This is a genomic window from Halobacillus massiliensis (assembly GCF_900166625.1).
Classification (GTDB): domain Bacteria; phylum Bacillota; class Bacilli; order Bacillales; family Halobacillaceae; genus Halobacillus_A; species Halobacillus_A massiliensis.
The window spans coordinates 3,813,145-3,826,461 of the sequence record NZ_LT800499.1; the positions used below are offsets into that span (position 1 = coordinate 3,813,145).

The 13,317-nt window shown below is 37.9% G+C and carries 14 protein-coding genes; 5 read left to right on the top strand and 9 right to left on the bottom strand.

The genetic code is table 11. The annotated features are described in order from the left end of the window. Window positions 1-439: 439 nt before the first annotated feature. Window positions 440-889, top strand: coding sequence for a C40 family peptidase (locus B7E06_RS18820; RefSeq protein WP_082235458.1), 450 nt, complete (start codon window positions 440-442; stop codon window positions 887-889). A 129-nt stretch (window positions 890-1,018) separates the two neighbouring features. On the opposite strand, the gene proB is transcribed toward B7E06_RS18820, so the two are convergent. Beyond that, window positions 1,019-2,119: a glutamate 5-kinase gene (proB, locus tag B7E06_RS18825; RefSeq protein ID WP_082235459.1), complete on the bottom strand. Its 1,101-nt coding sequence runs from the start codon at window positions 2,117-2,119 to the stop codon at window positions 1,019-1,021. A 444-nt stretch (window positions 2,120-2,563) separates the two neighbouring features. On the opposite strand from proB, the gene B7E06_RS18830 reads away from it, so the two are divergent. Then, entirely contained in the window at window positions 2,564-2,893 is a 330-nt protein-coding gene (locus B7E06_RS18830) for a four-helix bundle copper-binding protein (RefSeq protein WP_082235460.1), read from the top strand. 316 nt (window positions 2,894-3,209) lie between these two features. Here the strand turns inward: B7E06_RS18830 and B7E06_RS22455 are convergent, their stop codons facing one another. Further along, entirely contained in the window at window positions 3,210-3,374 is a 165-nt protein-coding gene (locus B7E06_RS22455) for a multicopper oxidase domain-containing protein (protein ID WP_082235461.1), read from the bottom strand. Window positions 3,375-3,525: 151 nt separating this feature from the next. On the opposite strand from B7E06_RS22455, the gene B7E06_RS18840 reads away from it, so the two are divergent. Continuing rightward, on the top strand, window positions 3,526-4,137 hold the full coding sequence (locus B7E06_RS18840) for a YdhK family protein (RefSeq protein WP_082235462.1): 612 nt from the start codon (window positions 3,526-3,528) through the stop codon (window positions 4,135-4,137). A 194-nt stretch (window positions 4,138-4,331) separates the two neighbouring features. Continuing rightward, complete coding sequence (locus B7E06_RS18845; protein WP_082235463.1) at window positions 4,332-4,898, top strand: hypothetical protein; 567 nt, start codon at window positions 4,332-4,334, stop codon at window positions 4,896-4,898. Between the two features lie 234 nt (window positions 4,899-5,132). Here B7E06_RS18845 and B7E06_RS18850 read toward each other — a convergent pair whose 3' ends face one another. The 6 genes from B7E06_RS18850 to B7E06_RS18875 all read right to left on the bottom strand — a co-directional run bounded on the left by B7E06_RS18850 (window position 5,133) and on the right by B7E06_RS18875 (window position 11,474). Next, window positions 5,133-5,801 (bottom strand): response regulator transcription factor, encoded by a 669-nt coding sequence (locus B7E06_RS18850; protein ID WP_082235464.1) that lies wholly within the window; start codon window positions 5,799-5,801, stop codon window positions 5,133-5,135. After that, on the bottom strand, window positions 5,798-7,174 hold the full coding sequence (locus B7E06_RS18855; protein WP_082235465.1) for a sensor histidine kinase: 1,377 nt from the start codon (window positions 7,172-7,174) through the stop codon (window positions 5,798-5,800). Before B7E06_RS18855 ends, B7E06_RS18850 begins: the two co-directional genes overlap by 4 nt. Window positions 7,175-7,433: 259 nt before the next feature. Further along, window positions 7,434-8,369 (bottom strand): F510_1955 family glycosylhydrolase, encoded by a 936-nt coding sequence (locus tag B7E06_RS18860; protein ID WP_082235466.1) that lies wholly within the window; start codon window positions 8,367-8,369, stop codon window positions 7,434-7,436. 154 nt (window positions 8,370-8,523) lie between these two features. Next, on the bottom strand, window positions 8,524-8,727 hold the full coding sequence (locus tag B7E06_RS18865) for a copper ion binding protein (RefSeq protein ID WP_082235467.1): 204 nt from the start codon (window positions 8,725-8,727) through the stop codon (window positions 8,524-8,526). Window positions 8,728-8,752: 25 nt separating this feature from the next. After that, a complete protein-coding gene (locus B7E06_RS18870; RefSeq protein ID WP_082235468.1) occupies window positions 8,753-11,158 on the bottom strand; it encodes a heavy metal translocating P-type ATPase in 2,406 nt (801 codons plus the stop codon). 13 nt (window positions 11,159-11,171) lie between these two features. Next, window positions 11,172-11,474: a metal-sensing transcriptional repressor gene (locus tag B7E06_RS18875; protein WP_245807779.1), complete on the bottom strand. Its 303-nt coding sequence runs from the start codon at window positions 11,472-11,474 to the stop codon at window positions 11,172-11,174. A gap of 304 nt (window positions 11,475-11,778) precedes the next feature. Between B7E06_RS18875 and B7E06_RS18880 the strand changes: the two genes are divergently transcribed. Then, window positions 11,779-12,396 (top strand): class I SAM-dependent methyltransferase, encoded by a 618-nt coding sequence (locus tag B7E06_RS18880; protein WP_082235469.1) that lies wholly within the window; start codon window positions 11,779-11,781, stop codon window positions 12,394-12,396. A gap of 349 nt (window positions 12,397-12,745) precedes the next feature. Here the strand turns inward: B7E06_RS18880 and B7E06_RS18885 are convergent, their stop codons facing one another. Next, window positions 12,746-13,264, bottom strand: a complete 519-nt coding sequence (locus B7E06_RS18885; protein WP_082235470.1) for a hypothetical protein — start codon at window positions 13,262-13,264, stop codon at window positions 12,746-12,748. Window positions 13,265-13,317: the final 53 nt, after the last annotated feature.

Consider the following 13,317-nt stretch of genomic DNA (forward strand, 5'->3'; position numbering starts at 1 on the left):
CGGAGGTTACGGAACTGTTTCAATTCCAATTTTCGCTCGTTATTAAATTTGTTAAATAATTATTTAACGTATTGAACGTTTTTAATATTAACATGAGCTTATTTTTTTGTAAACCGATGATTTTCGACATTTTTTTATGATAAGCGGAGAATGCAGAAGGATAGAAAAGATAAGTCTCCCTGGAAGATTTATATAAGAAAAAACGACGAGCAGAAGAATCGTTTAAAGAAAGAGGGGGTTTCGCTTCTATCCTTATAGGGGCAGAAGAGCATTCTTTAAACGTAACTCCTGATATCTAAAGCGGGACATAGGCTGACTCATAGATTGATAGGCCAAGAAATCTGTTTGTTACATAACTGTAAAACCCTGTCGAATTATAATATGCTACGATATTCTATGGAAAAAACTATATAACCATACATAATCAGGAGGAATTTTAATGTTTAGGAAATTTGCTAGTGTCGTTTTAGCCAGTCTTATGGTAATGTTCTTATTTGCGCCAAATGCTCAAGCTGCATCATCTTCAGGGGATGAAGTGATTAACATCGCTGAAAAGTACCTTGGAACTCCATACGAATGGAGTGGAGAATCCCCAGATGGTTTTGATTGTTCAGGATTTACATACTATGTAATGAATAAAGTTGGGGTTGATCTTGAGAGAGGTTCCTATGATCAATACACACAAGGAACATCTGTAACGGCCTCCAATCTTCAAATAGGAGATTTGGTTTTCTTTTCTGGTACATATAAAGTAGGAGTTTCACACGTAGGAATCTATATTGGGAATGGAGATATGATTTCCGCTACGAAAAGTAAAGGAGTTGCCATTGACCCTGTATTCTCTGGATATTGGGGAGATAAATACACGGGGGCCAAAAGGTTCTTCTAAAGGTTAGTGTTTCAAAAAAGAAGAGGCTTCTTAAAAGTTTGATTACCTTTTAAGAAGCCTCTTTTATTACTATTGTTACCATATTACTGGTACTTTCCTTACCTTATTTGTGTCAAAACCCCTTATTCTTCATTGACTCACCCAATAATCTCTATGAATCACAACCTTTTGATCACTATTAGCTTTGATCATTGCCTCTGAACTTGATAATCCCTTAATTTCTAATAGTTGATTAGAAGAGAAATTCACAATGCCTTTTCCGATAAGCTGTCCCTTTCCATTCACTACTTCAACTACATCATTAATCCTAAAGTTCCCTACAATGTTTGTTACACCTGCAGGCAGGAGACTTTTCCCATTATTCAATAGAGCTGCTACCGCCCCATCATCTACTTCAATTTTCCCATCTGGAATGGAATGCAGCGCCAGCCACTGTTTGGAATTATTCATACTGGACTGTGAGCAGCCGCCGATATAAGTGCCATCTCCTTTTCCAACTAAAATATCAACAATTTTTTCCTCACCCGTTCCAGATCCAATAAATACTTTCACTCCTAAAAGCAGTGCTGTACGAGCTGCCTCTATTTTTGATTTCATCCCGCCGGTACCAACTTTTGAACCAGCTTCAGAAGCCCCTTTTACCAACTCATCATCAATTTCAGGAAGGTAGTTGTACTTTTTGGCATCTGGATGCGTTCGCGGGTTTTGGTCATATAACCCATTGATATCAGTTAAGATCATTAAAGAATCAGCATGTACGAGACCGCTAACCAGTGCCGATAGCATATCATTATCGCCAAAGTTTAATTCATCAACGGATACTGAATCATTTTCATTAATAATAGGGGTAACATTCCGCTTTAAAAGTTCAGATAAAGTAGCGTGTGCATTTTGATATTGTTCTTTATGCAAGAAATTTTGTCGGGTTAAGAGTAATTGGGCTGTTACAATGCCATGTTTCTTAAACTCTTCTGTATAACCTCTTAATAATTGCCCCTGTCCTACTGCCGCTGCCGCTTGTTTACCGGCAATCGTTACAGGACGAGAGGAGTAGCCAAGGTCTGTAAAGCCGGCCGCCACTGCTCCTGATGATATTAAAATCACCTCATGCCCAAGCTGCTTCAAGCGTGCAATCGCATCGACATGTTCACACAGCTTTTCAACGCTTAATCCACCTTTTGTATTCGTTAAGGAGCTGCTGCCTATTTTAACAACGATCCGTTTCTTCATATATCATTCACCATCCAATTTTTATGTAAAAAACGCCCTTCTATCCTTATATAAAGGACAGAAGAGCAGGGGATTCGCATTACCACCTTCATTGAGATTAGCTGCAACTAAAATCTACTATTCGAAAATTCTTCATCTAGGAAAATGTAACAGGTTCAATGACGACAGGTTTTAATTTTATTATTTGAGTGAAATATTCCTATTTAATTAGCTTCTATATTAATAGATTATTATGTATTAAATTTAATTAGGAGTCAATGTGAAATCAAGCTGATATACATGAAAGTTTAAAAGATGTCCTTCATATTTTATTTAAATAATTTTTCTATCTGCATAAAATCTGCAAATTTACGGGGTAATAGAAAAATGAAGACAAAGAAAATAGTATCCCGATTATAAGATACTGTATCTATGTCTAATTACTTTTTCTTAGGAGGAATGGAAATGTCTCATGAAAAGTATCAAAATGCTATTGAGAAACTGCACGAATGTATGGCTGCTTGTAATCACTGTTACGATGCATGTCTCCAGGAAGACGACGTAAAAATGATGGCACAATGTATTCGTATGGATCGCGAATGTGCGGATATTTGCGCTTTCCTCGAGAAATCTCTTTCCAGCGGAAGCCCATTTGTTTCCGAATTGGCAGAAGCCTGTGCTAAGATTTGTGAAGCTTGTGGAGAAGAATGTAATAAACACGACCATGACCATTGCCAGAAATGCGCAGAGGCATGTTTTAATTGTGCAGAAGAATGCCGCAAGCTTGTATCTTAGTAAGTGAAAATAAAAAATTACTTTAAAAGAAGGCTGGACGAGGAAAATATCGTCAGCCTTCTTTTTTGGTTTACCTGTATTACAAAAAAATATTAGGCATTAATGGCAGATGTAATCCAGTCATTAATACCTAATTTTACTTTTCTCTCTTTTCCCCAATAAAAGCTTCTATTTTACACTGGTCCAGGTAACCAGTGCAGCTTTTTTGTTACTATTAACTTTCGGTAACCAGAATTGGAGTTGTCTATCAAATATTACTGAGGATGATTTTCATATTTGCCACCGATATCAAACGGAGAATAAACCCCTTTATAGTCTACAATTGGCAATGAAATAACCATTCTCCCTTATTATTAGCTTTAAAATAAATTGTATATTCTCGGCCAGGCTTAACGTGTATCAAGTCTTTGACAATAGGGTTTTCATACGTACTGCGATTTTTAGAAGCCACCTGGAACCGGTGCCTATGGAGATGCAGCAGATTAGATTTCTACCTTCCATTCCTCCAATACCTTTCAGTAAGCTAAAAAAATTTCTCAATAACAGTCTTTCTGCACTAAAAATGCATAAAAGGAAGATATATTAAAAAGGTAAACTTTATAAATAGTGGTAAATAATTGGAGGGAATAAAGATGAAAAAATTGAAATTTCTTTTAAACATATCTTTTCTAGTTTTATTGCTTGGATTAGCTGCTTGCTCAGAGGGAAATGAAGGGGAACAGAAGGAATCGTCTGATAATAACGAAAACCAATCTGAAGAGCAGGCTTCAGATGAAAATACGAAAGAAAGTTCTGAAAGCCATGAAGGGATGGAGCATTCAGGATCCGGTGAAGTACCGGAAGGTCTGAAAGCAGCAGAGAACCCGGAATTTGAAGAGGGCAGTACAGCGATCATTCAAGAGGCTCATATGAGTGGGATGGAAGGAGCACAGGCTACGATTGTAGGGGCCTATGATACGGTAGCTTATTCTGTTTCTTACGATCCGAAAAATGGCGGGGAACGTGTGGAGAATCATAAATGGGTCATCCATGAAGAAATTGAAAAGGCTGGGGAAGAAGCCCTCGAACCAGAAGAAAAAGTGGCCCTTAAAGCGTCACACATGGAAGGAATGGCTGGAGCAGAGGCTGTCATTGACTCAGCTGAAGAAACCACCGTTTATATGATTGACTTTACTCCAACGGATGGAGGAGAAGAAGTCACCAACCATAAATGGGTTACAGCGAATGAACTTTCAAGTGAGTAATATAAGATCGACCGGTAACATTTTCTTGGCGAAATCAATAGATTTCGCCCTTTTTTATGGCTTATATATTATTGATTGAGCTGAATTCTGCTTTTATACATTTCATCTGAAGGCATTTTTTTATGCTGAGAAAATATATATAAAAGGAAAGTTGGTTTGCTAATTTAACTATAAATCTTCCGAGGAGAATAAGAATGAGTGATTTTCAGATGTTTATCGCAATTGTCTTCCTATTAATTATTATCTTCTCATTCCTATTAGCAAAAAGATTCCACCTATCTCTCCATCATAACCAGCGCATGGTCATTTCAATGATTTCTGGTACATGTTTGGGGCTTGCAGCAGGAGGAATGTTTGGATCGGTCTTTCAAGGAAATTTATTTATCGCTACAGTATTAGGAGTTACAACGGGAGCTTTTATCGGAGGAATTTGCAACTGCAGGTTAGGAGTAGTTTCTTGTATTGAGGGTTTAACAGCTGGATTAATGGGTGGTATGATGGGAGCTATGTTAGGAGATATGATCTCCATTACTGAGTCCATCATGCTAATAAAGTTATTTATAACCTTAGCAGTATGTTCTCTTATTTTGTACCCTTTTTTAGCTAGCATCTCTTGTGCTGACTCATCCATACCATCAAAAATTTGGTTTCTTAAACCTTTCCTTGTTTTCTTAATAGTAACTGGCTTTTTAATAGGAGGAACCTTGATTGTAGATGAGCCTATAAATGATCAAGTTCCACATAGTGAGCATTCATCATAGCGAGTCAAAGAATCCCGCAGTTTGGCATCCATTACTTCCAACTAGTAGTGGCATGTTTAATATCTCAAGAGAAAAGACTAGCACAAGTGCTAGTCTTAATTAATGTTCTATTCGTAAGGACTTTATGTAATACTTTTACATTTTTGAAGCAAGGATCGGCACAGTTTTGCCAATGAGCAAGGTCAGGTGGTTTATATTCATTTCCACACACTTCTCAAATCTTCTCACAAAAGATTATTTCATCCATTTATATCCAACGCCCCAGATCGTTTTCAAGTGATTATCAATAGGAAAGCCTTCTCTTCGAATTTTTTCTCTCAAATTTCGAACGTGAGAATCAATCGTTCTTCCCCCTGTATCTGTTTCAAATCCCCAGACCAATTCTAAAAGATATTCACGTTCATATACTTGATTTGGTCGTTTGATAAGTATTCCAAGGATTTTAAATTCCTTAGGGGTTAAATGAATTTCTTTATGTTCATAATGCAGCTGATGTGATTCTTCGTTCCATATTAGACCATTTATTTCAATATTCTTATGGTTAACCCCACGCCTTAAAAGCGCTTCTATGCGAGCAAGCAAGATCTCCTCATCGAACGGTTTAGTAATATAGTCGTCGGCTCCTATATTCAAACCATGAAGGATATCTTTCTTTTGATCTTTCGCCGTAAGCATAATAATTGGAATATTCGCTTTTTCTTTTATTTTTTTACATGTCGCAAACCCATCTAAATCTTTCATCATAATATCTAACAGGATTAAATCATAGTTTGTTTTATCCAATTGCTTGATAGCCTGATGTCCACTTAACTCCTGATCACAAATAAACCCATGAGGCGTTAAATATAAGGAGAGTAAATCCAGCATTCTCTGTTCATCATCAACAAGTAAAATTCTAGTCATAAACTTCCTTCCTTTGGCCAAGATAATTGAATGCATAAACCGTTTTGATTCAAGGCTTCTACTTTTCCTCCATGTATCTCTACTATTTCTTTAACGATAGCAAGTCCCAATCCTGTTCCACCTAAGTTCCTTGATCTTGACTTATCAATGCGATAAAGGCGATCAAATAGGTAAGGAAGGGACTCTTCCGGGACACCTGGTCCTTCATCTTTAATGGTAATGAGAACTCTTTTTTGTTGATTTTGAACTTTTATAAACACCCTTGGATGCCCTCCGGAGTAACGAAGGGCGTTATCTAGTAAGTTCATAATCACTTGATTAAAACGTACTGGATCTGCATAGATATCGATCCCTTCAGAAGAATCTATATTTACTTCAGCCTTATTTGTTGAGATTAAAGGGTACATCTTTTCTTTTGCTTCTAAAAGCAATGGTTTAAGTTCACATATTTGCGGATTAATGGCAAACGTATTTTCATCCATTTTAGCTAATTGAAACAGTTGATGGATCATACTAGTAAGGCTTTCAGTCTCTTCTTTGATAATTTCAAGGTATTTCCTTCTATCTACTTCAGCTGTCTGCTCTCGTGATGCAATATCAGCGTACCCTTTTAGATACGTTAAGGGTGTTCTTAATTCATGAGCAATCGAAGATAAAAAGTCATTACGTTCCTGTTTTATTCTTTCTAAATCTTCAGATAAACGGTTGATGGATTGAGCCAGCACTCCTAGTTCATCATTATAATGCTCATTTAACTCTACATTTGTTTCCCCGCTGCTCAGCTTTTCAGTCTCTTCTTTCATTCTAATGAGAGGCTTTGTAACTAGTTTTGAAAGAGTAAAAACGACAATCATAGTTACAACAAGTATGAGCCCCATGACAAAAATAAACTGTTGGGAAAGATGGGTGATAAGATTCCGTATAATTGAAGAGGGAGAAAACATATACACGTTTCCTTGAAGCTCACTATTTATAATAATGGGAGATAAAGTGGCAACGTAAGGGGCGGTTTTCCATTGCCCTTCAATAATTATTCCCTGATCTTTTGGACTTCTCTTGTATTCTTTAATGAGTTCTCTTTGAAATAAATCAATAGGTGCGGAACTGGAAAGAACTTCCCCTTTATTGTCTGTAATGACTACCTCTGTAACTGTTTCTGATTCCATTAATGCTACATGGTTTAGCGTTGATTGATCAAACCTCTTCTCCAATACATCGCGGTGACTGCCTCCACGTGTTAAAAGGCCATCTAGTATTTCATCTATTTGGTAATTGGATATATTGGTATATAAAACAAAAAACAAGGATAACTCGATAATGGTCATTAGAATAAAGAATAACATCCCGATTTTCAGTGAAATACTTTTCTTCATATTATCTCCCTTATTTAAAAGCAGTCATCCTTCCAAAAAACAGAATACCCCAACAGGAATTATAACCGACAAATTTCACAATGTTACATGATTTTTATACATTTCATACGACCGATGAATATGGCCATCATGGAATAGAAAAACCAGCACGTAAATGTTCCTATGGATAACAGCCAATCAGGCGATGCAGCACCTAGAGCAATAAGAAAAGGCAATTGCGATTAAATTATCGAAAAACCAATGCGGAAGAACACTACAACTATTTTGTTTGCCCTTGATCGATGATTTGTTTCCATGACTCTCCAGAGTCTAAAGTTAAATAGCTGCTTCCTTTGATAGTGAAAATAACAAATTCACTCTCGCTATCCGGGTTTTTTGAGAAATACATGACAGCATCTTCTTTCAACTGAGGAAGTGTAATATCTTCTTTTGCTTGATCATTCCAATTAAAACTTTTTAATGAAGGCACTCCATTATAAAGACCGTAGTATAAACGATCTCTTGTAAAAAATAATCCACTTCCTTGTCCTTGCTCAGAAATCTTCGTAAAGCTCTCTCCTCCGTCTTCACTCAGAAAAACACCTGTTGAACTTGCTACTGCTACACGGTCCTCATCGTCCGGATGCACCGCAATTTGAAATATTTCCTCTCCTAAGTTATCAGCCTTGATCTTTTCCCATGTCTTTCCGTCATCCGTACTTTTGTAGAGACCCTTTTCCATCTTGGAATTGGGACGCTCATTCCATACATAAATCGCATGATTCCTTGCCCCTACTCCCATTGCATGGAAATCGCTTTCTCCTTCAAAAGCAAGAGCGGATAGCTTCTCTTTAGTCACATCCCCTTTTTGAAGTCCCACAGGATTGGGTAAATCACTTTGTCCTCCTGGATGGCCAGACGTATAAAAACCGTTCTCCACAACATTAAAACCCATATAATCATTTTTGTGATACTTAGATTCCAGCCACTCCCCATTCTGGTAAAGCTTGATTCCTGAATGGGCAGCATAAGCAATTGTTTCGTCATTTACGTAGCCCATTCCATGGACATGCTCCAGAGACCCATCAAATGATTCTGTAGAAGCTTGTAAGGTTTCTTTTCCCTCTTCTTTTTGGCTGCTTTCTTTATCTGATTGGCTACATCCCGTAATAACTGTAATTGAAGCCAATATCATAAGGGTTAATTTAAATTTCATTTCAACCACTCCTCAAAAAAATCTCAACTGATGCTCTCAAAAAAATATCGAGAAATTGTGAAGAATTCTATATTTCCTTAGCTTTGTTTAAATAAGAAAAAATCCCAAAACTACCAACTTTGTAGTAGCTTCAGGATATCAATTTTCCATCTTATTAAGAAACTACATCGTACCCCTGTTCTTCTATTGCTTCAGTCATTTCTTGTTTACTAACATTCTCATTTGCGGAAATGTCAACGTTCCCTGTTTTCAAATCTACGTGGACTTCTTGGATTCCTGGAATCTCTTTCAATGCACCTTTCACCGCTTGCTCACAATGGCCACAGGTCATTCCTTCTACTTTAATAGTCGTTTGCATGAATGATTCATCCTTTCCAAATTGTTTATATTTTTACTCGCTTCAACCGAAGCGAATTACTCACGACACTTACAGAACTGAAGGCCATAGCTGCTCCAGCCACCCATGGGGCTAATAATCCAATGGCAGCTACTGGAATACCCGCTGTGTTATAAGCAAGGGCCCAGAACAGGTTCTGTCGAATATTCTTCATTGTTTTACGACTTAGCTGGATGGCTTTACTTAAGTGTTCAAGATCTCCACCAATCAGCGTTATATCTGCTGTTTCGATAGCGACATCTGTACCAGTTCCAATGGCAATACCAATATCTGCTGTAGCTAAAGAAGGGGCATCATTGATCCCATCACCTACCATCGCCACTTTTTGACCTTGTTTTTGCAGTTCCTTCACTTTCTCAGCTTTTTCTTCTGGTAAAACTTCGGCAAAGACACCGTCGATCCCAACTTGGTAAGCAATGGCTTTAGCCGTACGCTCATTATCCCCTGTGACCATGATAACCTGAATTCCTAATTCTTTAAGGTCAGAGATCGCTTGTTTAGAGGTATCTTTGACGGTGTCTGCAACAGCGATATACCCTTTGATTTCTTCGTCAATCGCAATAAACATGGCTGTTTTACCTTCATGTTCTAGTTCTGAAAAAGCCTCTTCATATTGAAGATAAGATAAGCTCTCACGTTCCATCAATTTTCTTGTACCCACAAAGACTTGTTTCCCCTCAACTTTTGCTTGAATTCCGTAACCAGGAATCGCTTCAAAGTCAGTTGCTTCCTTAATCTCTATATTTTGTTCTTTTCCATAAGCAACAATTGCCTCAGCTAGAGGGTGTTCAGATGCTTTTTCTGCAGCTATTAGATTAGCCAGCCACTCCTCTTCATCACCAGCAAAAGCAACAAAATCAGTAACTTCAGGTTTTCCTTTTGTCACTGTACCTGTCTTATCCAATAGAACAGTGGTTATACTCTGAGTACCTTCTAAATATTCCCCACCTTTAAATAAGATCCCTTGTTCGGCTCCTTTTCCGGTACCTACCATGATGGAAGTTGGCGTTGCAAGTCCAAGGGCACAAGGACAGGCAATGACGAGTACAGCAATGGAAGCTTCAAGTGCTGCAGGCAGTTCTCCGGGAGTTACAAATATATACCAACTAAAGAACGTAAGAATAGCTATTCCCACCACAATTGGCACAAAAATTCCCGATATGATGTCTGCCGTTCTTTGAATAGGGGCTTTTGAACCTTGTGCTTCTTCCACAATGCGTACAATTCCGGAAAGTGCTGTATCTTTCCCTACTCGCTCAGCGTTCATCTGAATCGTCCCGTTTTTGTTGATAGTCGATCCAATAACAGGGTCTCCTTCATTTTTTTCAACAGGGATGGACTCTCCTGTAATCATGGACTCATCAACAGATGAGTTTCCTCGGACTATATTTCCATCCACGGGGATTTTCTCTCCTGGTTTGACTAACAAAATGTCCCCAACTTCAACTTGATCTACAGGAACCTTTTCTTCTTCACCATTTCTGAGAATCGTCGCTTCTTTTGCTTGAAGGCTCAAAAGCTTTGTTAATGCGGCTGTAGTACGGCCTTTCGCAAGTGATTCAAATAGTTTTCCAACGAGTATTAAGGTAATCAGCACAGCGCTGGTTTCAAAATAGAGTTCTGGCATAATCTCAGGGTTCATCTGCCAGCGAATAGTCTCGACCAAACTATAAAAATAAGCCGCTGATGTTCCTAAAGCTACCAAAACATCCATATTCGCACTTTTATTCCTTAAGGATCTATAGGCCCCTACATAGAACCGAGCACCGATATAAAACTGCACCGGCGTGGCAAGAAGAAATTGAAACCAAGGGTTCATTAATAGATTAGGAACAGGTAATCCAATCTCCCATGGCAAGTGGGCAACCATCGTGTACAATAATGGAAAGGAAAGCAGAGCAGATAACCATAATTGACGCTTCTTCTTCTTAACTTCCTCTTCCTTGTAGTCTTTTTGTTCCTCACGATCCTGTTTAATCACCGCATCATAGCCCAGTTTCTTTACTTTTGCAATAATATCATCGACAGATACTCGATTCGGCTCGTATTCAACGAAGCCTGCCTCAGTAGCTAAATTGATTGTAGCTTGATCAATTCCATCCATCTTGTTCAATACTTTTTGAATACGTGATGAGCAGGCCGAGCAAGTCATTCCGTGAATGTCCAATTCTACCTGTTCCTTCTGCACCCCATAGCCCAGAGTTTCAATTTTTGCCGTAATATCTGACGGTTGAACTCGCTCTTCATCATAATGGATAGTCGCTGTTTCCATCGTCAGATTTACATTCGCCTCAACGCCGTCCATTTTATTCAGTACTTTTTCAATGCGCGTTGAGCAGGCCGAGCAAGTCATCCCAGTAATTCCTATATTCATGTCCTTTTGTTCACTCATAGATATTCACCCCCTATTTGGAGAAATGTTGGGCCACTTTCATTAATTCATCAATAGCTTTTTCGCTATTACCATTTTTAATAGCATTTGCCACACAATGATGGGTGTGACGTTCCAGTAATGAATGACCAACTTTATTTAATGCGTTATTTATAGCGGTAATTTCTACACTGTATCGGTCGTTCTCCACCATACTTTGAATGCCTCTAACTTGTTTTTCAATATGTTTCAAGCGATTTATAACAGCCGCTTTTTCTTGGACCGATCGTAGTTTTACAGACTTTTTACTACTGTTTTCGGGTAAGATTTGTTTCAAATTTCATTCCCCCTATTGAGTTTTAATATACCCCTATAAGGTATTATAAGTCAAATATTATGCTTAATGATAAAGAAATTTACGTTTTCCAAATTACCGTAACCGGGTATAAATAACGGAATATATTAAACTTGCCCCTGGACCTTCTCTATCACCATAGTTGATATTGGAAGATTATAAATTTTGGATGGTCACATAACGGGGTGTTTTTATAATGAGAACCATCATTTATGATAAAAATTACTATAATTCCAAGTGCGATAAAAAAAGAAACGTAAAATAAAGGGGCGGAGGGAGAGATCATATGGTGAACGAAAAGCAAACGAAAACGATTAAAAAAAGATATAATCGGATATCTGGCGTTTTTGACCTTATGGATCATATGATAAGGGATGAATGGAGAAAAACCCTGCTTCAGGAAGCTTATGGAGAAACTCTCGAAGTGGGTGTGGGAACGGGGGCTAATTTGAAGTATTATAACGATCATGCTAGAGTGACAGGCATTGACTTCAGCCCTAAAATGCTCCATAAAGCTCAAGAGAAGGCCGGTCACCTTACTGGACACTTCGAGTTGATGGAGATGGATGCTCAAAATTTAAAATTTAATGATAATACATTTGATACGGTGGTATCTACTTGTGTTTTTTGTTCTGTGCCAGATCCAATCCAGGGACTAAAAGAAATCAGGAGAGTTACTAAACCTGCGGGGCAAATCATCATGCTTGAGCATATGAGAAGTGATGTGGAGTGGCAAGGAAAAATCATGGATATATTAAATCCAATCGGCCTAAAGATTATAGGTGCAAACATTAACAGAAGGACAATGGACAATATTGAAAAGGCAGGTTTAAAAGTTATTCGCCAAGAACAATTAATTTCCTCAATTATGAGAAGAATAACTCTCTCCCCCAATAAGAAGTAAAGACGATCCTATTTTGGATCGTCTTTACTTCTTATTGAATAATGTTGGTTGTTTTTTCAGCTGGAACAACAGAAAAGCCTGCCCTCATAACCCTCCCATAGCAAAAATACTACCAATAACCTTCCCAAGGGAGATAATGGACGGAAACGCTTGCTCAAACTGAAAAAGCCTCCCCCACAATAATTGGGTGGCTCTCTAAGTCCTAATATTTCATCGAGAGTAACAAGTGCTGTACTACAACTTAAGCAATTTGCTTATCCATCAGCAGACAATTCAAAATTTGTGGCTTCGGCAATCCTATTGATAACCTGTTTGCCTGAAGGACATGAGAGGGGAGATGTTTTTCTTCTCAAAGGTGAAACATGTTTTTAAATGTATGAAACGTTTTTTCCTGCTCTTTTCGCGAACTCTCCGGGGCGGTATCCTTGATGAATTTATTCTTTAAAGCAATGTACCGATTGAGGATCATCATTTGCTGCAGGGCCATATGGATATGAATATTACGGACATTTTCAGCTTTCATCCTTAATCCTGAATTAAAATTCTTATTAGCCATCGTTTCTGCAGTATTCATGAGTTCAATTAACATATTCTCTTGACTCATGCCTATGGAGATTTGTTGACAGTTTAACTGAACAGGCTCCCATTTATGTAAATCATTGATTCCGATGTTTTCATTTTGAATGGGATTCATAAGGGCAATCATAACTTTCACATGGTTCTGCATGATCATGTATTGCTCTGTAGCTACCTGCTTAATTTCAGAGTTTTGAATATTGCAAATATACAACTCCAATTTATCCAATTCAGCTTTATGAACAGGCAGGTGCTCAGCCATTAAACTTAAGTCTATCATTTTTAGAATCATACGATCATTCCTCCTTCCCTTCATTTTTATTCCTTTGAATCAGAAAAATTACC

Bases quoted from the DNA above. Each gene is read 5' to 3' on its own strand.
- B7E06_RS18820 (WP_082235458.1), top strand. From the start codon at position 440: ATGTTTAGGAAATTTGCTAGTGTCGTTTTAGCCAGTCTTATGGTAATG.
- proB (WP_082235459.1), bottom strand. From the start codon at position 2,119: ATGAAGAAACGGATCGTTGTTAAAATAGGCAGCAGCTCCTTAACGAAT.
- B7E06_RS18830 (WP_082235460.1), top strand. From the start codon at position 2,564: ATGTCTCATGAAAAGTATCAAAATGCTATTGAGAAACTGCACGAATGT.
- B7E06_RS18840 (WP_082235462.1), top strand. From the start codon at position 3,526: ATGAAAAAATTGAAATTTCTTTTAAACATATCTTTTCTAGTTTTATTG.
- B7E06_RS18845 (WP_082235463.1), top strand. From the start codon at position 4,332: ATGAGTGATTTTCAGATGTTTATCGCAATTGTCTTCCTATTAATTATT.
- B7E06_RS18850 (WP_082235464.1), bottom strand. From the start codon at position 5,801: ATGACTAGAATTTTACTTGTTGATGATGAACAGAGAATGCTGGATTTA.
- B7E06_RS18855 (WP_082235465.1), bottom strand. From the start codon at position 7,174: ATGAAGAAAAGTATTTCACTGAAAATCGGGATGTTATTCTTTATTCTA.
- B7E06_RS18860 (WP_082235466.1), bottom strand. From the start codon at position 8,369: ATGAAATTTAAATTAACCCTTATGATATTGGCTTCAATTACAGTTATT.
- B7E06_RS18865 (WP_082235467.1), bottom strand. From the start codon at position 8,727: ATGCAAACGACTATTAAAGTAGAAGGAATGACCTGTGGCCATTGTGAG.
- B7E06_RS18870 (WP_082235468.1), bottom strand. From the start codon at position 11,158: ATGAGTGAACAAAAGGACATGAATATAGGAATTACTGGGATGACTTGC.
- B7E06_RS18880 (WP_082235469.1), top strand. From the start codon at position 11,779: ATGGTGAACGAAAAGCAAACGAAAACGATTAAAAAAAGATATAATCGG.
- B7E06_RS18885 (WP_082235470.1), bottom strand. From the start codon at position 13,264: ATGATTCTAAAAATGATAGACTTAAGTTTAATGGCTGAGCACCTGCCT.